The sequence below is a fragment of the Mycobacterium spongiae genome, from assembly GCF_018278905.1.
Classification (GTDB): Bacteria; Actinomycetota; Actinomycetes; order Mycobacteriales; family Mycobacteriaceae; genus Mycobacterium; species Mycobacterium spongiae.
The window spans coordinates 5,021,509-5,037,004 of record NZ_CP046600.1; the positions used below are offsets into that span (position 1 = coordinate 5,021,509).

Here is a 15,496-nt window from a genome sequence, read left to right on the forward strand (position 1 = left end):
GGCTCGACCGAGAGCGAGCGACGTGAACAGCCAGCCGCCCGCTAACCCGACGGTCACCCAGTTGTTGGCGCCGCTGGCTGAGGTCGCCGACCGGGGTGTCTATTTCGAGGACACCTTCATCAGCTGGCACGACCATGTCCGGCACGGCGCCGCGATCGCCGCCGCACTGCGTCAACGACTCGATCCGGCTCGTCCCCCACACGTCGGTGTGCTGCTGCAAAACACGCCGTTCTTCTCGGCGACATTGGTGGCGGCCGGATTGACGGGGATTGTGCCGGTTGGCCTCAATCCGGTGCGCCGCGGCGACGCGCTGGCCCGTGACATCGCCAAGGCGGATTGCCAATTGGTGCTGGCAGACGTGGGTTCGGCGGCGACCCTCGACGGTATCGAGCACCTGAACGTCGATTCGGCCGAGTGGGCCGAGGAGGTCGCCGCGCAGCGGGACGCGGAAGTCGTGTGTCAATCCGCGGATCCCGCGGATCTGTTCATGTTGATCTTCACGTCGGGCACCAGCGGAGACCCCAAAGCGGTGCGATGCAGCCACGGCAAGGTGGCGATCGCCGGCACGACGATGGCGCAGCGCTTCGATCTTGGGCGCGACGACGTCTGCTACGTGTCGATGCCGTTGTTTCATTCCAACGCCGTGCTGGTGGGCTGGGCGGTGGCCGCGGCATGTCAGGGCTCACTGGTGTTGCGGCGCAAGTTCTCGGCGTCGAACTTTCTGCCCGATGTCCGCCGCTATGGCGCCACCTATGCCAACTACGTGGGAAAGCCGCTGTCGTATGTGCTTGCCACACCTGAGCAGCCTGACGACGCCGACAACCCGTTGCGGGCGGTGTACGGCAACGAGGGCGTGGCCGCCGACGTCGAGCGCTTCGGACGCAGATTCGGCTGCATCGTCATGGACGGATTCGGTTCGACCGAGGGCGGGGTGGCGATCAGCCGCACGCCGGACACCCCGCAGGGCGCCCTGGGCCCGCTGCCCGACGGGATCCAGATCGTCGACCCCGATACCGGCGAGCAATGCCCGGTGGGCGTCGTGGGCGAGCTGGTCAACAGCGCCGGACCTGGTCGCTTCGAGGGCTACTACAACGACGAGGCCGCCGAATCCGAGCGGATGGCCGGCGGTGTGTACCACAGCGGCGACCTCGCCTACCGTGACGAGGCCGGCTACGTGTACTTCGCCGGGCGGCTCGGCGATTGGATGCGGGTCGACGGCGAAAATCTCGGTACGGCACCGATCGAGCGAGTTCTGCTGCGGTACCCCGAAAGTTCCGAGGTTGCGGTGTATGCGGTGCCCGATCCCGTCGTCGGCGACCAGGTGATGGCCGCAGTGGTGATGGCGCCTGGCGCGACGTTCGATGCCGACACCTTCCGGGACTTTCTCGCCGGGCAGACCGACCTCGGGCCCAAGCAGTGGCCGTCGTACGTGCGGGTCAGCCCGGGGTTACCACGCACCGCGACCTTCAAGGTGCTCAAGCGGCAGTTGTCCGCCGAGGGTGTCGACTGCAGCGATCCGGTGTGGCCCATTCACCGGTAGTTGCCCAGCAGAGGCGAGCGCCCCGATGCGATCCCGAAGCACCTCATGGTGTGGAGTGCGCATCGGACCGACGACATAACCGATCCACATGCTGAATAACGATCCACATACTGACACTGGTTGATTCGGTGGAACGGCTGAATGAGCCACCCGATCGAGATACGATCCGGTTCTAGCGATGCATGGGATGGCGGCTGGCTGGTGCCAGTCTGCCTGAGCAAGTGCGAGGTGCCGGATGTCGTTTGTGTTGGTAGCGCCACAGATAATGGAGTCCGTCGCCGCAGATGTGGGGCGGATTGGCGAGACGCTGGCAGCTGGCAACGCGGCCGCGGCAGCACAGACGACGGCGGTCGCGTCCGCCGCCGCGGACGAGGTGTCGGCGGCCATCGCCGCACTGTTCTCCGAGCACGCCCAGGGCTATCAGGCCGCCGCAGCGCGGGCGCAAGCATTTCACAGCGAGTTCGTCCGTACCCTGACCGCGGGTGCGGGCTCTTATGCCGCCGCCGAGGCGGCCGCCGCGGGACCGCTGCAGCCGATTATTGACGCGCTGCCCGCACCGTTGCAGACGCCGATAGAGACGTTCCTGTCGCGCCCGCTGATCGGCAATGGCGCCGACGCGACGACGCCGGGCGGCGACGGTGCCGACGGCGGATGGCTGTTTGGCAGCGGCGGCGCCGGCGCGGCCGGCGGGGCGGGCCAGGCCGGCGGCAACGGCGGCAACGCCGGGCTGTGGGGCAATGGCGGCCCCGGTGGCGCGGGCGGCAGCGGCGGCGCCGCTGGCGGCAACGGCGGCAACGCCGGGCTGCTCTTCGGCGGCGGGGGTGCCGGCGGCCTCGGTGGCGTCGGCGCCGCCGCCAGCACGGGCGGCATCGGCGGCAACGGCGGCAACGGCGCCGGGCTGATCGGCGCCGGCGGCGTCGGCGGCATGGGCGGCATGGGCGGCACCGGCGGCGGCACCGGCGGCACCGGCGGCAACGGTGGCGCCGGCGCGGGACTCTTCGGCGCCGCGGGCGCCGGCGGCGCTGGTGGGATCGGTGCCACCGGTACCGGTGGCGGGGGCAACGCCGGCGACGGCGGCCTCGGTGGCAACGGCGGAACCGGTGGGTTCCTCACCAACGGCGGCGCTGGCGGTGCCGGCGGCCAGGGCGGCGACGGCGCCGCCGGGGACAACGCCGGCCTCGGCGCCGGCGACGGTGGCGACGGCGGTCTCGGTGGCAACGGTGGCGAGGGCGGCGTGGGTGGTGGCGGCCCGGTGCTGTTCGGTACCGCTGGCGCCGGCGGGCTTGGCGGCCAAGGCGGCACGGGCGGCATCGGTGGCGAAGGTGGTCAGGGCACCACCTCGATCGCCGCCGGCACCGGCGGCGACGGCGGCACGGGCGGGTCTGCCGGTAGCGGCGGGGCCGCTGGCGCCGCCGGAATCTTTAGCACCGGGGGTCTGGCCGGTGGTGTTGGCTCCGGCGGCACCGGCGGCAACGGCGGCATGGGCGGCCAAGGCGCCAACGGCGTCTCCGCCGTCGGTGACGGTGGCGCCGGCGGCGGCGGCTTCGACGGTGGCGCTGGCGGCAGCGGCGGCACCGGCGGCGCGGCGGTGACCGGCGGGACCGCCGGCAATGGCGGCACCGGCGGCACGGGCGGCACCGGCGGCACGGGCGCCGCCGGCAACGACTCGACGACGTCTGGCACCAACGGCGGCCTCGGCGGCATCGGCGGCGGAGGCGGGGCAGCCGGCTCCGGCGGCGCGGCCGGCTCCGGCACCGGCGGGGTGGCCGGCAGCGACGGCGACGGCGGCAACGGCGGCAACGGCGGCAACGGCGGCAGCGCCACCGTCGCCGGCGCCGACGGCACCGACAACAGCGGCACCATGAACGCCACCGGTGGAAACGGGGTCGCAGGCGACGCCGGAGGCGCCGGCGGCGCCGGCGGCGCCTCCGGCGGAGCCGGCGGCACCGGTGGAACGGGCGGCAATGGCGGCAACGGCTCCAACGGCGGCAGCGGCGGCGCGGCCGGCAACTTGAGCACGAACGCCCCCACGGGTGGTGAGGGCGGCGCCGGCGGCGCCGGCGGCGCGGGCGGCGCGGCCGGTGCCGCGAACGGCGGCACCGCGGGCAGCACGGGTACCGGCGGCACCGGCGGCAACGGCGGCGCGGGCGGCCAGGGCGGCAGCGGCGCCGCCGGCACCGACAACAGCGGCAATGTCGGAGTCGCTGGCGGGACCGGCTTCAACGGCGGTGACGGCGGGGCGGGCGGCCTGGGCGGAGCCGCGGGCGCTAACGGCGGCACCGGCGGCGATGGCGGCATGGGCGGCACCGGCGGCGCCGCCGGCGCTGGCGGCGACGGTGGCAATGGCACCACCGGCACGGGCGCGGCGCCCGCCGGCGGGACCGGAGCCAACGGCGGCGCCGGCGGCACCGGCGGCGCGGGCGGCAACGGCGGCGCTGCTGGCGGCGCCGGCGGTAACGGCGGCGAGGGCGGCACGGGCGGTGCCGGCGGTGGGGGCGGCGCAGCCGGCGAGGGTGGTGCGGCCGATACCCCCAACGCTCTGGTCACCGATACCCCGAATGGAGGCGACGGCGGCACCGGCGGCGCCGGCGGCTTCGGTGGCGTGGGTGGCCAGGGCGGAGCCGCCGGAGCCGGCGCCTCGGTCGGCGGCGGCGACGGCGGCATGGGCGGCGAAGGCGGCTCGGCAGGCAACGGCGGAGCCGGCGGCGCCGGCGCGAGCGGTACCCTCGACGCGCCCCCAGGCAACGGCGGTAGTGGCGGCACCGGTGGCGACGCCGGCAACGGTGGACAGGGCGGCACCGGCGGTGCCGACGCTGCTGGCACATCCGCCGGCGACGGCGGCCAGGGCGGCACCGGCGGAAACGCCGGCGCAGGCGGTAACGGCGCCTTGGGCGCCGCCAACGGCGGTGACGGCACCGGAACGGTGTTTGCCGCCGGCAACGGCGGCAACGGCGGCAACGCCGGCATGGCCGGCCAGGGTGGAGCCGGCGGCCAAGGCGGCGACGCCAGCAACAACTTCAGCGGCGGCAACGGCGGCAACGGCGGCAACGGCGGCCTGGGCGCCAACGGCGGAGATGGCGCCGCCGGCACCGACGGCACGCAAAACCCCATCGGAAGCATCTTCATCGCCACGCCTGACGGCGGCACCGGCGGGTCCGGGGGCACCGGGAGCGGTGGCGGCCTACCCGGCGACGGCGGAGCTATCGGCAACCTCAGCAACGGCACCGCCGGCAGCCAGGGTACCGGCGGCGACGGCGGCAACGGCGGCGCCGGTGGCAAAGGCGGGGCCGGCGCCAACGGCGCCAACATCACCAACACAACCACAGTGCCGCAGGCTGCTGATGGCGGCGACGGCGCCGACGCTGACCCGACCGGTGGCAACGGTGACCCTGGTACTCCGGGCAGCCCCACCACCGGTCCTCCCCCCGTCACTCAAATCCAGCAGGGTGGTAATGGCGGAGACGGCGGCACTGGAACCAACAACAACGACAGCCAAACCGCCACCGGCGGAGAGGGCGGCGCAGGCGGCGACGGTAGTTTCTTGAATGGGCCCGGTGGCGACGGCGGCCTGGGCGGCGACGCCAACGCCACCGGCAAAGCCGGGACGGCAAACGCTGGCGAAGGCGGCGGCGGCGGGGACGGCGGGTCCGGTGGATTTGGGGCCGGTGGCAGTGGAGGCGCTGGCGGCGCCGCCACCGCCAACGCCGAAGACGGGGTGGCCAACGGCGGCAACGGCGGCAACGGCGGCAATGCCACCAACGGCACGACGACCCTACCCGACGGCACTATGGTTACCGCCGGCAATGGCGCCGCTGGCGGGAACGGCGGCAACGGAGGCCTCGCTACTGCGAACGGCACCAACGGGACAGCCGTCGGCGGCAACGGCGGCAACGGCGGCGACGGCAACCTCGGCTCGTTCAATGCCGGCAGTGGTGGCGCTGGCGGACAGGGCGGCGCGGGCGGCGCCGGTGGTTTCAACGGCGGCACCGGCGGCACTGGCGGCGCCGGCGGCGCTGGCGGGGCCGGCGGCGATGGCGCCGACGGCGGCCTCGGCGGCAACGGCGGCAACGGCGGCGGGGCTGTCGCAACCGGCAGCGGAAATGACACCACCGGCAACGGCGGCAACGGCGGCAACGGCGCCGACGCCGCGTTCGGCGCCGACGGTGGTACCGGCGGCGACGGCGGAGCTGGCGGCCTCTCCGGCGGCGGCGGTGCCGGCGATGGCGGAGCTGGCGGTGCGGGCGGAAATGGCGGCACCGGCGGAACTGGCGGCAACGGCGGGGACGGCGGCACCGGCACCGTGGCCGGCGACGATGGCACCGGCGGGAGCGGTGCCGACAGCGGCACCGGCGGTGACGGCGGCAGGGGCGGGAATGCCGGCAACGGCAATTCCGGCGGCACCGGCGGTGATGGCACGTCCAACAGCGGCAGCGGATCTGGCGGTGGCCAGGCCGGCGGCACCGGCGGTGACGGTACCGGCACGGGCGGCAGCGCCGGGGCTGCTGGAACCGTCTCCTGAGGTTGACGTCCCGCTAGCCGAGCATTGACGGCACCACGGCGTCGATCAGGTGCGGTCCGGGTTCGTCGAAAGCGGCACGCAGGGCGTCCGCGAACTCCTCGCAGGTTGTCGCCCGCCGAGCCGGCACCCCCATCCCCTCGGCGATCTTGACGAAATCCATTGCGGGGCGCGATATGTCAAGCAGATCCAGCGCTTTGGGACCGGGTTCGGATCCGGCGCCGACGCGCTGCAGCTCGATCCGCAGGATGTCATAGGCGCCGTTGTCGTAGATCACCGTGGTGACGTCCAGATTCTCTCGCGCCTGAGTCCACAATCCCGAGATCGTGTACATCGCCGACCCGTCGGATTCCAGGCACAGCACCCGACGATCGGGCGCGGCGACCGCGGCACCGACCGCGGCCGGTATGCCGTAGCCGATCGCCCCGCCAGTCAGCGTCAGCCAGTCATGGGCCGGCGCCCCGGCGGTGGCCTGCGGCAACAGCACGCCCGAGGTATTCGACTCGTCCACGACAATCGCCCCTTCGGGCAACAGTGCGCCGACGACGTCGGCGGCCGTCATTGAGGTCAGTGTCCCGGTCGGCAACTCCGGACGGGACGCGGCCGCCACCGATGCCACTGTGTCCGGCGCAACCTCGTCGGCCAACGCGGCCAACGCGGCCGCCGCACCGTGCTGTTCGCAGAGCACGTGTACCTCGCAGCCGGCCGGCACCAGATCGCTCGGCACGCCGGGATAGGCGAAGAACGACACCGGTGACTTGGCGCCGGCCAGCACCAGGTGCTTGACCCCGTCCAGCTGCGCGGTCGCGCCTTCAGCGAAATAGTTGAGCCGGTCGACGGCGGGGACACCGGCACCGCGCTCCCACCGCGTCGGGAATGTTTCGCACAACCAGCGGGCTCCGGTTGCCTCAACGACCCGCGCCGCCGCGGCCAGCCCGGGCCCGCGAGTCGCGTCCCCGCCGATCAGGATCATGGCGGGTTCTCCCGAGCGCAGCACCTCAGCGACCGGCCCGATGTCCACCGGCGTTCCAGCCGACGGCGCCGGAACACCCGCCGCCGGATGGGCGCCATCGGTCCAACACACATCAGCGGGCAGGATCAGCGTCGAGATCTGCGCGCCCGAACGGCTCGCGGCGATGGCCGCTTCGGCGTCGGCCCCGACCTGCGCGACGGCACCCGTCCGCCGCACCCAGGCCGAGACGGTGCCGGCGACCGCGTCGATGTCGGATTCCAGCGGGGCGTCGTACTTCTTGTGATGGATCGCATGGTCGCCGACAACGACCACCATCGGCACCCGGGCGCGACGCGCGTTGTGCAGGTTGGCCAGACCATTGCCCAGACCCGGCCCCAAATGCAGCAGCACCGCCGCCGGCCGGTCGGCGATCCGCGCATAACCATCCGCGGCACCAGTGGCCACGCCTTCGAAGAGGGTCAGCACTCCGCGCATGCGGGGGACGGTGTCCAGCGCCGCCACAAAGTGCATCTCCGAGGTGCCCGGGTTGGCGAAACACACATCCACACCCCCATCGACCAACGTGTTGATCAAGGCCTGGGCACCATTCACGGATCTACTCCCCTCTCTTGGGACATCGGGCGAGCCGAAAGACCCGCTCGGCGTTGTCGTGCAGAAAGTCGCGACGAGCCTCGTCGCTGAGGCCGAGGTCGTCAAAGCCGGCCAGGGCGTGCGCATGCGCGATCATCGGGTAGTTGGTCCCGAACATGACTTTGCGTTGTCCCGTACCGGTTTTCATGAACCGGACTAGCTCGGGCGGTAGCCGCTTGATCGTGTATGCCGAGGTGTCGATGTAGACGTTCTCGTGCTTGCGGGCGACCGCGACCATCTCCTCGGTCCACGGATAGCCAATGTGTCCGCACACGATCACGAGCTCCGGAAAGTCGAGGGCCACCTGATCGATGTAGGGAATCGGGCGGCCGGTCTCCGACGGCCGCAGCGGGCCGGTGTGACCAACCTGAGTGCAGAATGGCACGGCCGACTCCACACATTCGGCGAACAGCGGGTAGTACCGGCGATCGGTCGGCGGCGCGTTCCACAGCCACGGCACCACCCGTAGACCGATGAACCCTTCACTGACTCGACGCCTCAGCTCGCGGACGGCCGCCATCGGGCGGTCCAAGTCGACCGCCGCCAGACCAGCAAACCTGTCCGGGTACAACCGGATCCATTCCGCAACCTGGTCGTTGGAGATCAGATCCTGCGCTACCGGGCCACACCACGCGCTGAGCAGGCCGAAACCCACATCGGCGGCATCCATCGACGCTACGGTCACCTCGATCGGGATGTCGCCATCCGGTATCGACCCACCGGTCCAGCGCCGCAGCGAAGCCATCATGTCGCTGCGCAGAAACCCTTGGGTCGGATGCTGCATCCACACATCGATCGTCATCGCGCTTCAGACTGTAGACGCTCGGGAGCCAATTACCACCCCTGCACCCTCGCAATCGGGGCGAGGCGCCGGAGGCCGCTCATATCGTCCAAGCAGGACACGCTAGACCAGCCGAAGGTTGGTCCCCTCATCAGGCGGGGCGAGCCGCCAGGCCGCGAGCTCGCTACACCGGAGCGCGGCGCGCCCGGATCACCCAGGATCAGGCGCCAGTGCTCTCCTGATTGGCACGCACGTCGTCGGCGGGGCGTGCCTCGGTCTGCTCCTTGGCCCAGCGGTAGTCCGGCTTGCCGGCGGGTGTGCGCTTCACCTCATCGACGAGCCAAAGGCTGCGCGGCACTTTATATCCCGCGATCTCGGAACGCACGAAACCGTCCAGTTCGGCTAACGCCGGCCGGCATCCGGGCCGGGCCGCAACGACGGCCGCCACGTGCTGGCCGTAGCGCGGATCCGGCACACCGACCACCAGGGCATCGAATACATCGGGGTGGCCCTTGAGCGCCGCCTCCACTTCTTCCGGGTAGATCTTTTCCCCGCCGCTGTTGATCGATACCGAGCCCCGACCCAGCATGGTGACCGTGCCGTCCTCCTCGACCTGCGCGTAGTCACCGGGGATCGCGTAACGGACTCCGTTGATGGTCTTGAACGTCTCAGCGGTCTTCTTCTCGTCTTTGTAGTAGCCGACGGGAATGTTGCCCTTCTTGGCGATGACGCCGCGCACGCCTGAGCCGGGCTGCACCTCGTTGCCGTCGTCGTCGAGGACGACGGTGCGATTGTCGATGCTCACTCGCGGCCCACCGGAATGCGCCTGGCCCGCCACGACGATGCTCGTTCCACCAAATCCGGTTTCCGATGCGCCGATCGAGTCCGTAATGACCCGATTGGGCAGCAGTTCGATGAATTTCTCCTTGAGGCTCGGCGAGAACAGCGCCGCGGTGCTCGCCAACAGGAAGAGCGACGACAGATCGTAATCGTTGTCCTTCATCAGCGCGTCAAGCAGCGGGCGGGCCATGGCGTCACCCGTGAAGAACAACAGGTTCACCTTGTGGTCGTGAATCCTGCGCCACACCTCGTCGGCCTGGAATTCCGGCGCGAGCACAGTGGTTTGACCCGAGAAGATCGCCATCCAGGTCGCCGACTGGGTGGCGCCGTGGATCATTGGCGGAATCGGATAGCGGATCATCGGCGGATTCGCTGCGGCGGCCTTGGCCAGGTCGTACTCGTCCTTGACGAATTCGCCCGTCGCGAAGTCAGTTCCGCCGAACAGCACGCGGTAGATGTCTTCATGGCGCCACATCACGCCCTTCGGGAATCCAGTGGTGCCGCCGGTATAGAGCAAGTAGATGGCGTCGGGGCTGCGCTCACCGAAGTCGCGCTCGGGAGAACCCTGCGCGATTGCCGAGGAGAACTCGACGCCGCCGTAGCGCTCAAAGTCGTCGTCGGTGCCGTCCTCGACCACCAGAACCGTCTTGACGTTGGGAGTCTCGGGCAACACGTTGGCGACCCGATCGGAATACCGACGTTCATGGACCAACGCCACCATGTCGGAGTTATCGAAGAGGTAGCGAAGTTCGCCCTCCACGTAGCGGAAATTCACGTTCACGAGGATCGCGCCGGCCTTCACCACGCCCAGCATCGCGATGACGATCTCGATGCGGTTGCGACAATAAAGTCCGACCTTGTCGTCCTGCTGCACCCCCTGGTCAATCAGGTAATGGGCGAGGCGATTGGCCTTCTCCTCCAGTTGGGCGTAGGTCAGCTGCTCATCGCCGCAGATAAGGGCGATACGGTCAGGCACAGCGTCAATAGCGTGCTCGGCGAGATCGGCAATATTCAGGGCCACGGCCACCAAACTAGAACGTGTTACATTTCTTGACAAGTTGATCGACTATGTCGAGAAAGAGAGACTGCCCGTGGCCCCGAATGACGACGGAGCACCAGCAAACGCGGAACCCGCGCCCGACGCGCTCGTGGAACAGCGCGGCCACACTCTCATCGTGACAATGAACCGCCCTTCTCGACGCAACGCTCTCAGTGGCGAAATGATGCAGATCATGGTCGAAGCATGGGACCGCGTGGACAGCGATCCCGACATCCGTTGCTGCATTCTGACCGGTGCCGGTGGCTACTTCTGTGCGGGGATGGATCTCAAGGCGGCGACCCAAAAGCCGCCGGGGGACTCTTTCAAGGACGGCAGCTACGACCCGTCACGCATCGACGCTCTGCTCAAGGGCCGGCGGCTAACCAAGCCACTTATCGCCGCCGTCGAGGGCCCCGCGATCGCCGGCGGAACGGAGATCCTGCAGGGCACCGACATCCGAGTCGCTGGCGAAAGCGCCAAGTTCGGCATCTCCGAGGCCAAGTGGAGCCTCTACCCGATGGGCGGCTCCGCGGTGCGGCTAGTGCGCCAGATCCCCTACACGGTGGCCTGTGACCTGCTGTTGACGGGACGGCACATCACCGCGACCGAGGCCCAGGAGATGGGCCTTATCGGCTACGTCGTACCCGATGGGCAGGCGCTGTCCAAGGCGCTCGAGCTCGCAGAGGTGATTGGCAATAACGGCCCGCTCGCCGTCCAGGCGATCCTGCGGACGATCCGCGAGACCGAGGGCATGGCCGAGAACGACGCGTTCGCGATCGACACCCAGATCGGGATCAAGGTCTTCCTGTCCGACGACGCCAAGGAAGGTCCCAAAGCGTTCGCTGAAAAGCGCGCGCCCAACTTCCAGAACCGCTAGCTCCCTGCGCCGAACTTGAACCCCCTACGAGATCCGGGGAGATCCGGGGAGATCCGGGCCAGTTTCTCGCAGTGACGTCACGATCGGCGAAGAGCTAGCCACCCAGCGGTGCGGTCGGGGTGAAGACGACGGGCATCGCCTCCAAACCGCTGACGAAGTTCGCCGGCCGCAGCGGCAGCGACGAGTCCTCGGAGGCCAGCCGCAGGTCCGGCAACCGGCGCAGCACCCGTCGGGTCATCAACGACAGCTCCAGCCGAGCCAGCTGGTTACCCAGACAGAAATGCGTGCCAAAACCGAACGCCATATGGCTGTTCGGGTTTCGCTGAATATCGAAGTGTTCCGGCTCGGAGAACACCGCCTCGTCGAAGTTCGCCGACTCGAAGAGCAGCATGATCTTCTCGCCCTCGCGAAGCTGGGTGCCGTGGAATTCGGTGTCGGCGGTCAACATGCGGCACATGTTCTTCACCGGCGACGTCCAGCGCAGCATCTCCTCGATGGCACCGGGTAACAATGCGTCAGTGTCGTCTTGTAGGTCGCGTTGTAGCAAGTCCCACTGGTCGCGGTGGCGCAGCAATGGCTCAGTACCCCCGCTCAACGTGTGCCGCGTCGTTTCGTCGCCGCCGATCAGGATGAGCAGCGTTTCCATGACCAGCTCGTCGTCGGTCAGCCGCTCGCCGTCGACCTCAGAACTCACCAAGACACTCACCAGGTCGTCGGTCGGCTCGTGGCGGCGCGCGGCGATCGTCTCGCGGGTGAATTCGTTGTAGGCGGCGAAGGCGTCCATGCTGACCTGGAAATCGTCATCGGAGAAATGCGAACTAAGAAACGTCACCAGATCGTCGGACCATCTAAGGAACATTTCCCGCTGCTCCGGACGCACCCCAAGCATGTCGCCGATGACCGCCATCGGCAGCGGCGCGGCGATGTCTCGCACAAAGTCGCATTCACCGCGTTCGCACACCGCATCGATCAGCGTGTCGCAAAGCTGCCCGATCGACTCTTCCTTGTCCTTGACCCGCTTTCGGGTGAATCCGGCATTCACCAGCTTGCGCCGCAACAGATGTGCCGGATCATCCATGTCGATCATCATCGGCATCGCTGGCTGGTCGGGACGGATACCGCCGGCATTGGAGAACAGCTCCGGCTGCCGTTCGGCGTCGATGACAGCCTGATAGGTCGTCGCGCCGGCCAGTCCATTGCGGTCCCGGAAAACCGGCTGGTTGGCCCGCATCCAGCGGTATGCCTCGCGCGCTTTCGGACTGTCGGCATAGAAGTTGCCGTCGGTCAGATCGACGTCCGGTTTTGTCTCCGGTACCGCCCCGGTCACCACTTCAGTCATCGCATTCCTCCGCATTACAGTGGGCGTTATGTCTGCCTCGCAACACACCATCGCCGGCACGGTGCTCACTATGCCGGTCCGCATTCGCACCGCTAACCTGCACTCCGCGATGTTCTCGGTGCCCGCTGACGCCACGCAACGCCTGATCGACTACAGCGGGCTGCGGGTATGTGAGTACCTGCCGGGCCGGGCGATCGTCGCGCAGATGCTGGTGCGCTACGTCGACGGGGATCTGGGCAAGTACCACGAGTACGGCACCGCGGTCATGGTGAACCCGCCGGACACCCCATCCCCGGCGCCCCGCGGGCCCAGGGCATTGGCCAAGGCGGCGGCGTTCATCCATCACTTGCCGGTGGATCAGGAGTTCACCCTCGAGGCAGGCCGCACCATCTGGGGTTTCCCGAAGATCATGGCGGACTTCACGGTTCGAGAGGGAAGGACTTTCGGCTTCGATGTCAGCACGGGCGGTCAGCTGATCGCCGGCATCGAGTTCAGTCCTGGGCTGCCGGTGCCCACCAGAGGCACGCAGGTGTTGACGACATACTCCCACCAAGACGGCGTCACTCGAGAAATCCCGTGGGAGATGCGGATATCGGGATTGCGCACCCGGTTCGGCGGCGCGCGGCTGCGACTGGGCGACCACCCCTACGCCAAGGAGCTCGCCTCGCTGGGCCTGCCGAAGCGCGCGCTGATGTCGCAGTCGGCGGCCAACGTGGAGATGACCTTCGGCGACGCTCACGCCCTCTGAACGCAACCCCATCCGGTAAATCTAGAACGCGTTCTAACGCGCTGGCAAGAACGGCTCAGTCAGCCTCACAGGAGCGCGGCAAGGTCGCGGACCTGCTCGGCGCTGCGGGCGGAAACCAGCATCATGGTCACACCCGCGGCTTCCCAAACCTCAACCTGCTTACGCACGTAGTCGAGGTCGCCAACGATCATGGCGTCATCGACGAGTTCGTCCGGGATGACCTTCGCGGCCTCGTCCTTGCGGTTGGTCCGGAACAGTGTGGTCACCTCGTCGACCACCTCCGCGTAGCCCATCCGGCGATAGACATCGGCGTGGAAGTTAGTGTCCTCGGCGCCCATTCCGCCCATATAGAGAGCGAGGAACGGCTTGATCCCGGCGAATGCCGCCGGCCGGTCGTCGGTGATCACCACCTGTGCGGTAGCGCAGATCTCGAAGTCCTCGCGGCTCCGGCGAGCGCCGGCGCGGGCGAAGCCCTCGTCGAGCCATTCGTTGTACGTGTCGGCCATTCGCGGCGTGTAGAAGATCGGTAGCCAGCCGTCACAGATTTCAGCGGCCAGCGCGACGTTCTTCGGCCCCTCGGCGCCCAACATGATCGGAATGTCAGCACGCAACGGATGGGTGATGGACTTGAGCGCCTTACCCAGGCCCGTCGTCCCCTCCCCCGACAGCGGCATCGGATAGTGCGGGCCGTCACTGGTCACCGGCTCGTCTCGAGCCCACACCCGGCGCACGATGTCGATGTATTCGCGCGTCCGCGCCAGCGGCTTGGGGAACCGCTGGCCGTACCAGCCCTCGACCACTTGCGGTCCGGAGACACCCAGCCCGAGGATGTGGCGGCCCCCGCTGAGGTGGTCCAACGTCAATGCGGCCATCGCGCAGGCCGTTGGGGTGCGCGCGGACAGCTGAACCACCGAGGTGCCCAGACGCACTCGGTGCGTCGAGGAACCCCACCAGGCCAGCGGCGTGTAGGCGTCGGATCCCCATGCCTCCGCGGTGAACACGGCGTCAAATCCGGCTTCCTCTGCGGCGGCGACGAGTTCCGCGGTGTTCTCGGGCGGCTGAGCGCCCCAGTACCCGAGGTGTAACCCCAGCTTCATGATCACCAACCTTTCCCGGGGTTTCCCCGGCTTGCCGCACCGGCTTCGGGATAGGAGAAGCCAGCCGATGTTGAAACCATTGTTAGAACCTGTTCTACTCGAAGGCGTGACAGCCAGTTCGAGCGGCCCGACCCTGATCGATAGCTCAGAGCCACCCCTTTCCGCGCCGTTGACATTCGCATTCGACTACACCCGTTCGGTGGGTCCTACTCTCGGTAGCTTCTTTACCGGGTTGCGCGAGCGCAGCATTCTGGGCGTTCGCGGATCGGATGGCCGGGTGCACGTACCGCCGGCGGAATATGATCCGGTCACCTACGAGGCGCTGAGCGAGATGGTACCGGTATCCGATGTCGGCACCGTCGCATCGTGGACCTGGCAGCCGGAGCCGCTGGAAGGCCAACCTCTCGACCGTCCGTTCGCCTGGGCGCTGATCAAGCTCGATGGCGCTGACACGCTGTTCATGCACGCCGTGGACGTGGGAGCTGCGGGTCCTTCGGCGATCCGCACCGGCACCCGGGTGCATGTGCACTGGGCCGACGAACCGGTGGGCGCCATCACCGACATCGCGTACTTCGCCCTGGGAGAGGAAGCCGAGCCGGTGACTGCCGCCGAACCGGCCGATCAGGACCCGGTCACCATGGTCATCACTCCGGTCCACATGGTCGTTCAACACACCGCCTCACACGAGGAGAGCGCGTACTTGCGAGCCCTGGCCGAGGGCAAGTTGCTGGGCGCGCGCACCGGCGAAAAAGGCAAGGTGTACTTTCCGCCGCACGGGGCCGATCCCGCAACGGGGCAAGCCACCGAAAATTTTGTCGAACTGCCCAACGAGGGCACGGTCACCACCTTCGCAATCATCAACATCCCCTTCATGGGCCAGCGCATCAAACCGCCGTATGTGGCCGCCTATGTGCTGCTCGACGGTGCCGACATCCCCTTCTTGCATCTGGTCTCCGAGGTCGACGCCCACGAGGTGCGGATGGGGATGCGCGTCGAGGCGGTATGGAAGCCCCGCGAAGAGTGGGGATACGGCATCGACAACATCGAGTACTTCCGGCCCACCGGGCAACCGGACGCCGACTACGACAGCTACAAGCACCACCTGTAAAGGGCCTA

The 15,496-nt window shown here is 68.7% G+C and carries 10 protein-coding genes; 5 read left to right on the plus strand and 5 right to left on the minus strand.

Translation table 11 applies throughout. The annotated features are described in order from the left end of the window. Positions 1 to 22 precede the first annotated feature (22 nt). Entirely contained in the window at positions 23 to 1,540 is a 1,518-nt protein-coding gene (gene fadD17 / locus F6B93_RS20205; protein ID WP_211696659.1) for a long-chain-fatty-acid--CoA ligase FadD17, read from the plus strand. Positions 1,541 to 1,775: 235 nt separating this feature from the next. After that, complete coding sequence (locus F6B93_RS20210) at positions 1,776 to 6,059, plus strand: PE family protein (RefSeq protein ID WP_211696660.1); 4,284 nt, start codon at positions 1,776 to 1,778, stop codon at positions 6,057 to 6,059. 13 nt (positions 6,060 to 6,072) lie between these two features. Here the strand turns inward: F6B93_RS20210 and F6B93_RS20215 are convergent, their stop codons facing one another. The 3 genes from F6B93_RS20215 to F6B93_RS20225 all read right to left on the minus strand — a co-directional run bounded on the left by F6B93_RS20215 (position 6,073) and on the right by F6B93_RS20225 (position 10,307). After that, complete coding sequence (locus tag F6B93_RS20215) at positions 6,073 to 7,620, minus strand: acetolactate synthase large subunit (protein ID WP_211696661.1); 1,548 nt, start codon at positions 7,618 to 7,620, stop codon at positions 6,073 to 6,075. Between the two features lie 4 nt (positions 7,621 to 7,624). Continuing rightward, positions 7,625 to 8,461, minus strand: coding sequence for an amidohydrolase family protein (locus F6B93_RS20220; protein WP_211696662.1), 837 nt, complete (start codon positions 8,459 to 8,461; stop codon positions 7,625 to 7,627). Between the two features lie 199 nt (positions 8,462 to 8,660). After that, positions 8,661 to 10,307 (minus strand): acyl-CoA synthetase, encoded by a 1,647-nt coding sequence (locus F6B93_RS20225; protein ID WP_211696663.1) that lies wholly within the window; start codon positions 10,305 to 10,307, stop codon positions 8,661 to 8,663. A 64-nt stretch (positions 10,308 to 10,371) separates the two neighbouring features. Here F6B93_RS20225 and F6B93_RS20230 point away from each other — a divergent pair, with 64 nt between their 5' ends. Further along, a complete protein-coding gene (locus F6B93_RS20230) occupies positions 10,372 to 11,196 on the plus strand; it encodes a crotonase/enoyl-CoA hydratase family protein (protein WP_211699636.1) in 825 nt (274 codons plus the stop codon). Positions 11,197 to 11,290: 94 nt separating this feature from the next. Here F6B93_RS20230 and F6B93_RS20235 read toward each other — a convergent pair whose 3' ends face one another. Then, positions 11,291 to 12,535 carry a cytochrome P450 gene (locus tag F6B93_RS20235; RefSeq protein WP_211696664.1) on the minus strand — a complete coding sequence of 415 codons (1,245 nt, stop codon included), beginning with the start codon at positions 12,533 to 12,535 and terminating at the stop codon, positions 11,291 to 11,293. Between the two features lie 28 nt (positions 12,536 to 12,563). On the opposite strand from F6B93_RS20235, the gene F6B93_RS20240 reads away from it, so the two are divergent. Beyond that, positions 12,564 to 13,283: an acetoacetate decarboxylase family protein gene (locus tag F6B93_RS20240; protein WP_211696665.1), complete on the plus strand. Its 720-nt coding sequence runs from the start codon at positions 12,564 to 12,566 to the stop codon at positions 13,281 to 13,283. A gap of 65 nt (positions 13,284 to 13,348) precedes the next feature. Here F6B93_RS20240 and F6B93_RS20245 read toward each other — a convergent pair whose 3' ends face one another. Further along, the gene (locus F6B93_RS20245) at positions 13,349 to 14,380 is read right to left on the minus strand and encodes an LLM class F420-dependent oxidoreductase (RefSeq protein WP_211696666.1); all 1,032 of its coding nucleotides are present in this window, start codon (positions 14,378 to 14,380) and stop codon (positions 13,349 to 13,351) included. Positions 14,381 to 14,486: 106 nt separating this feature from the next. Between F6B93_RS20245 and F6B93_RS20250 the strand changes: the two genes are divergently transcribed. Continuing rightward, on the plus strand, positions 14,487 to 15,488 hold the full coding sequence (locus F6B93_RS20250; RefSeq protein WP_211696667.1) for a Zn-ribbon domain-containing OB-fold protein: 1,002 nt from the start codon (positions 14,487 to 14,489) through the stop codon (positions 15,486 to 15,488). The last annotated feature ends 8 nt before the right edge of the window (positions 15,489 to 15,496 follow it).